The following is a 5,431-nucleotide window of genomic DNA, read 5'->3' on the forward strand; positions in this document are numbered from 1 at the left end:
CATTAGGACATCAACCATAATGTGATGTTCGTACTCATCAAGTGGCTGGCCAGCTTTCAACTTAGTACCAATGTTTCTTACGAATTTCGATTGCTCATCGTCACCGTTAACATCAACGAGTTCCAAAGCAAGCTCAAGAGTTTTTCCTGTGAGAGGCTCATTATTATTGAGTCGGCGTGTGATGTGGCCATAACGAGCACCATTTGATTTGCGCTCTTTTCGTTTTTCTTCATAATCCATACTCGAAACCCTATCATTCATAAGGTAGATTTCATAATCACTGAGGGGTTGACCTGCTTTCAATTTATCTCCAATAGCTCTATACAACTTGCAAACACTCTCATCACCATCAAACTCAACAATACTGAGTACAATATCAAGTTCTTTTCCGGTTAGCGGCTCATTTCTTCTTACGAGACTCATAATCTCTTTCTGTTGTTGTAATTCCATTTTAAATCCTTGTTTATTCTTTTGGTGTGGCAAATATATACGCCAAATTTAGGCAAGACAAGGACAATAATTCGTGGCTGTAATAGGCGGACTGACACCAAAATAAATAAAATTTAAATTGTTTCTGGATAGCATTAGGTAATCCAAAGAAATAAAGGTAAACCTTTGCTTACTTTACCAACCAACGATAAATCAACCACTTAACATGTAAATAAAGGTTTATAACTGGTTTATTTGCATTAATATATAAAGGTGGTAGCATTCGATTACATTATGGATAGCTAGTCATTCAAGGTAGGTTCATCTTAATCAGAGAAAATAAAATGAGTATTTTTTTGTGGTGTTTATTTTGTGTTATTTGCAGTTGTGCAGTTTCGTTATTATCTGGAAATGCACCAAGCAAATTTGAATTTTTTTGGGGTATTGGTGGCGGGGTAGTTTTAGCATTAGATTCAAAATTATCTGACATCAAAGAAAAAATGAAGGAGTTAGAATCAACTGCATCAGAATTAGACATTGAAGATGAATTGAGCGAAATTAAATCAGACACATCAAATATCGAATGGATAGGGTCAAATATATTTGATATTGAAAAAGAAGTTAAAAGACTTAAAGAAGATATATCTCGCATTAGCTCAGAGCTATCAATAGGTTTATCAGGAATTGATTCAAGCATATCAAGACTTGAGTTGGATATATCCAGAATTGAATCATGCAATTGCAATTATTAATAACAAAAATAAGGTTAATCATGGCAGGACAACAAATAGGCTACATACGAGTTTCATCAGAAGGACAAAACACAGCACGCCAGCTTGAGGGTATTAAGCTCGATAAAGTGTTTACGGACATAATGACAGGTAGCGCAAGAAACAGACCGCAGCTCGAAGAATGCCTCAATTACGTACGAAAAGGAGATGCATTACATGTACACAGCATTGATCGCTTAGCGCGAAATCTTCGCGACTTACAGGAGATTATAAATGGGTTAGTTTGCAAAGATATTACCGTTAAATTCTATGCCGAAAACCTAACATTTACAGGTAATGACAGTCCAATGTCAAAATTAACTCTTCATCTCATGGGAGCATTTGCCGAATTTGAGCGAACTATTACACGAACAAGGCAAAGAGAAGGAATAGACGCCGCTAAAAAAGAAGGTAAACATCTAGGAAGGCCAAAACTTGATAAAAGACTCAGCACAAAGGCAAAACAATTAAAGGAAGACGGTTTAAATGTTGCTGCGATAAGTAAGAAAATGAGCCTATCAAGACCAAGTATTTACAAATTACTTAAAATGTAATTAAAAAAATATCAAGGTGATTGTTATATATACACTGACCCAAACTGGCAATAGAATATAAATTTGAACTATTTGATAACATTCTGATGTATTAATTATAAGTGGTCGTTAATTATGACCTCGCAATGAAAAATTTCCCTTCTTAACAGTGGTTTGGACACTTATCTGTACTACACGGCCTTGCGCTCCGGAACTTGCGCTGTGATGCAAAACGCCAAAGATATTGGATTGATAATAAATTAATATTTATTGATTAATCCAGTAAGACTCATTAAACCTAGTTTTATGCAAAACAAAATTTTAATCAGAAAAGCCAATTAATGACAACTACATTATTGAAGTGGGAACTAATCTTGACCGAAAACAGGGTCTACGTACACACTAGGCCATCAGCTGAATATCGTTCGCAATTTGCTTTAATAAAATAAAATTAGTAATAAGATTTATCTATATTTTTGCAACACAGCGCAAGTTCCGGAGCGCGATGCCTTTAAGGGAACATATTGGCAAGAGCAGATCATATCTTTAACAAATGGAACCCTGCCTCCATAGTTCGATTTGGGAGACGTTTGTTGTTGTAACAAATAACTTCTGCTATAACGGCTTATCTATTATAAAATTCCGTTGGAAGCTGAAATATGACTTCTAAAAAAGATACTAATGGCCCATTAATACATGAACAACAATTTTTTTCGGATGTTAGTGAGCTGCTCCGTACAGGGCGTGAAACTGCTTACCGAACAGTTAATATGGTTATGGTTAAAACGTATTGGCAGATAGGGAAGCGTATTGTTGAGCAAGAGCAGCATGGTAAAGCACGTGCAAATTATGGGGAATCTTTAATTGTTAACTTATCACGTTATTTAACAGATTGTTTCGGAAAAGGATTTTCTGTGGCTAATCTTTGGAATTTCAAACAGTTTTATTTGATCTTTTCCGATTTTGAACGATTCTCTACACACCGCGTAGAGAATCTAAGCTGGTCACATCTTCGCTTAATTATGCGTTTAGATGATGAAAAAGAGCGTCTCTATTATTTACAGGAGGCTAGTCAGCAAAATTGGAGCACACGTCTTCTAGATCGCAACATTAAAAGTGGTTATTACCGACGTTTGTTGTCTTCAAAAAATCAGGAACAATCAGAAATTTCAAACCAGAGTAATATGTCAAATCATTCTCACTTTATAAAAGATCCTTATGTCTTAGAATTTTTAAATGTGCCAGACGATTTAACAGGAAAGGAAAGCATTTTAGAGTCCAGCATTATTGAACATTTGCAAAAGTTTCTTCTAGAGTTGGGCAAAGGTTTTTCATTTGTCGCTCGGCAAATGCGTGTGAGTACAGAAACATCTCATTTTTACATCGATTTAGTATTTTATAATTTTCTTTTAAAATGCTTTATTATTATTGACTTAAAGACAGAAAAACTGACCCATCAAGATATTGGGCAAATGGACATGTATGTACGAATGTTTGATGATTTAAAGCGAGGAGAAGGTGATAATCCCACGCTTGGCATTATTCTTTGCGCAGATAAAGATGAGACAGTTGTCAAATATTCTGTGCTTAAAGAGAGCAAACAAATTTTTGCTTCCAAATATAAAACGATTTTGCCAACGGAAAGTGAGTTAAAAGCTTTAATTGAACAAGAAATTTGAATAGGCGGCCTTCCATTTTTTTCTGTTCTATATTCTTAGATTTGTGAGTATCTAGAGAAAGAGTGGTGGCGGATTCAACGGGACGGTTAATCAATTAGGTCTGATTAATTCTAAAAGTAGACTATAAGCAGAAAACTGACCTCGAAATAGACAAATACATAAAAAAATATTTATTTGTGTCTTATAAGCAGTAACGTTCGCAAAACCCCCGTTTAATTTACGTATATTTGTAAAACATAGTAAATTTTGCTATAGTAATAATTACTATAGAAGGCTTTTTTTAATGAAAATAATAAAAACTAAATATTTCAACAAATGGGCTATAAAAAATCGAGTTAGTGATGAATCTCTTAACATCGCTGCTAAAGAAATTGCTATTGAAATTTATGAAGCCAATTATGGTGGTGGTGTAATTAAAAAGCGTGTTGCAAACAAAGGAAGAGGAAAAAGTGGTAGTACCAGAACTATCGTTGCTTTCAAAAAAGGTAAACATTGTTTTTTTGTTTTTGGTTTTGAGAAGAATGCTAAAAGTAATATTTCTTCTAATGAAGAAAAAGCTTTTAAAATTGTTGCTAAATCTTTGTTAGCTTATTCTGATGTAGAAATTGATAAGCTGATAGAAGAGGGAGCATTAGTGGGGGTTAAGAATGAGTAAAATTATTGACGCTATGTTAGAAACGGCCAGAGATCTTCGATTAGATGCAATTACTATTAAAGAAATAGAAATACTTAATTTAAGTGAAGTTAAAGAACTTGAGGCACAAGAAATAAAGAAAATGCGAATTAAAGAAAAAGTTAGTCAAGCTGTAATGGCTAAAATATTGAATGTTACTCCATCTACCTATCAAAAGTGGGAAAGAGGAGAGGTGCACCCCAAAGGAGCCAATCTTAAACTACTGCGTTTAGCTCATGATCATGGAATTCAATATATTTTATCTTAGATGGCGGTCGAGTTGTTATTGACTCCCGAACGGCCTGTTAAGTCTGATTAATAGTATTTGAAGTAGTAGAGTTTAGCGAGGTCTAGACTAAACTCCCAATGTGAAACAAAAAAAGGCATAGTTGATGGACAGAACTGATAATGATCCACTGCACGGCATTACCCTAGAGGTTATCTTAAATAGTTTGTTGATTTGGTATGGCTGGGAAGGCTTGGCGGAAAGAGTCAAGATTAACTGTTTTTCTTCTAACCCCAGCATCAAATCAAGCCTTAAGTTCCTGCGCAAAACACCATGGGCAAGGACTCAAATTGAAACCCTTTATCTTGCTTCCTTAAAAAGTAAAGATTGCGACAACTCATAATTACTGGAGTAATAAATAATATGAAAGATGTTTTCATTAATAAAGAACATGTTGAGCTCTTTAAAATTCTTAAATTTGAAGGTATCGCCTCGAGTGGAGCAGAAGCTAAGGATATGATAGCTGCGGGCACTGTATTGGTAAACGGCATAATAGAAAAACAGAAAAGAAAAAAGATGGTTGCAGGAGATACGATTGAATTGAAAGGTGAGATCTTTCGGCTAAAGTTGGGTGCCAATTAACATTTTTATACACTCAGGCTCTAGTAAAAATGGGTGAAAATCAATAAGGATTACAGCGTGCCAAAGGTATTTTCATATTGTGAGAGTAGGGTATTTTGCTGCGAGAAAATTATAATAAGTCTGATTACTGCTCTAATCAGACCTAATCTATAAACTGAATTGGCGGATTCAACGGGTAAATGCAACTCCAAAAATTAAGATAACACATTCGCAATCATAATAACTTCATCGTGAGAATATAAATCTTTAATAACTGCAACTTGCTCTGCTCCTAATGCTTTTTTATATAATGCTTGCGCTGAATTATCTGTTCGAGTTGAGACAAGAATAGCTTTCAATTTAGAGCTACTATCATTAAGATAGTTTTTGATGGCATTTACCGACTCTCTAATTAACAGTGCTCCAATACCTTTTCCACGTTTGTTTTGAAGCACAGCGATTTGTTCTAGTTCAATGACAGACTCATTACGGAATCCACT

8 protein-coding genes and 1 pseudogene are annotated in these 5,431 nt (G+C 34.7%); 7 read left to right on the forward strand and 2 right to left on the reverse strand.

The annotated features are described in order from the left end of the window. A pseudogene (locus tag Ldro_RS16605) lies at window positions 1-450 on the reverse strand (hypothetical protein); the annotation flags it as partial. 323 nt (window positions 451-773) lie between these two features. Here Ldro_RS16605 and Ldro_RS09185 point away from each other — a divergent pair. The 7 genes from Ldro_RS09185 (at window position 774) to Ldro_RS09215 (ending at window position 4,952) form a co-directional block, all read left to right on the forward strand. Then, entirely contained in the window at window positions 774-1,181 is a 408-nt protein-coding gene (locus Ldro_RS09185; protein ID WP_058496134.1) for a hypothetical protein, read from the forward strand. 20 nt (window positions 1,182-1,201) lie between these two features. Then, on the forward strand, window positions 1,202-1,753 hold the full coding sequence (locus tag Ldro_RS09190) for a recombinase family protein (RefSeq protein ID WP_058496145.1): 552 nt from the start codon (window positions 1,202-1,204) through the stop codon (window positions 1,751-1,753). A gap of 638 nt (window positions 1,754-2,391) precedes the next feature. Beyond that, window positions 2,392-3,411: a PDDEXK nuclease domain-containing protein gene (locus tag Ldro_RS09195; RefSeq protein ID WP_058496135.1), complete on the forward strand. Its 1,020-nt coding sequence runs from the start codon at window positions 2,392-2,394 to the stop codon at window positions 3,409-3,411. A gap of 283 nt (window positions 3,412-3,694) precedes the next feature. Beyond that, a complete protein-coding gene (locus Ldro_RS09200) occupies window positions 3,695-4,066 on the forward strand; it encodes a type II toxin-antitoxin system RelE/ParE family toxin (RefSeq protein WP_058496136.1) in 372 nt (123 codons plus the stop codon). Beyond that, window positions 4,059-4,352, forward strand: coding sequence for a helix-turn-helix domain-containing protein (locus Ldro_RS09205; protein WP_058496137.1), 294 nt, complete (start codon window positions 4,059-4,061; stop codon window positions 4,350-4,352). Before Ldro_RS09200 ends, Ldro_RS09205 begins: the two co-directional genes overlap by 8 nt. A 124-nt stretch (window positions 4,353-4,476) precedes the next feature. After that, window positions 4,477-4,713, forward strand: coding sequence for a VF530 family protein (locus Ldro_RS09210; RefSeq protein WP_058496138.1), 237 nt, complete (start codon window positions 4,477-4,479; stop codon window positions 4,711-4,713). 20 nt (window positions 4,714-4,733) lie between these two features. Further along, window positions 4,734-4,952, forward strand: a complete 219-nt coding sequence (locus tag Ldro_RS09215; protein WP_058496139.1) for an RNA-binding S4 domain-containing protein — start codon at window positions 4,734-4,736, stop codon at window positions 4,950-4,952. 194 nt (window positions 4,953-5,146) lie between these two features. On the opposite strand, the gene Ldro_RS09220 is transcribed toward Ldro_RS09215, so the two are convergent. Then, a partial coding sequence (locus tag Ldro_RS09220) for a GNAT family N-acetyltransferase (protein WP_157066481.1) occupies window positions 5,147-5,431 on the reverse strand: 285 nt, incomplete at its 5' end.

Origin of the sequence: Legionella drozanskii LLAP-1 (assembly GCF_001467585.1) — a bacterium.
Classification (GTDB): domain Bacteria; phylum Pseudomonadota; class Gammaproteobacteria; order Legionellales; family Legionellaceae; genus Tatlockia; species Tatlockia drozanskii.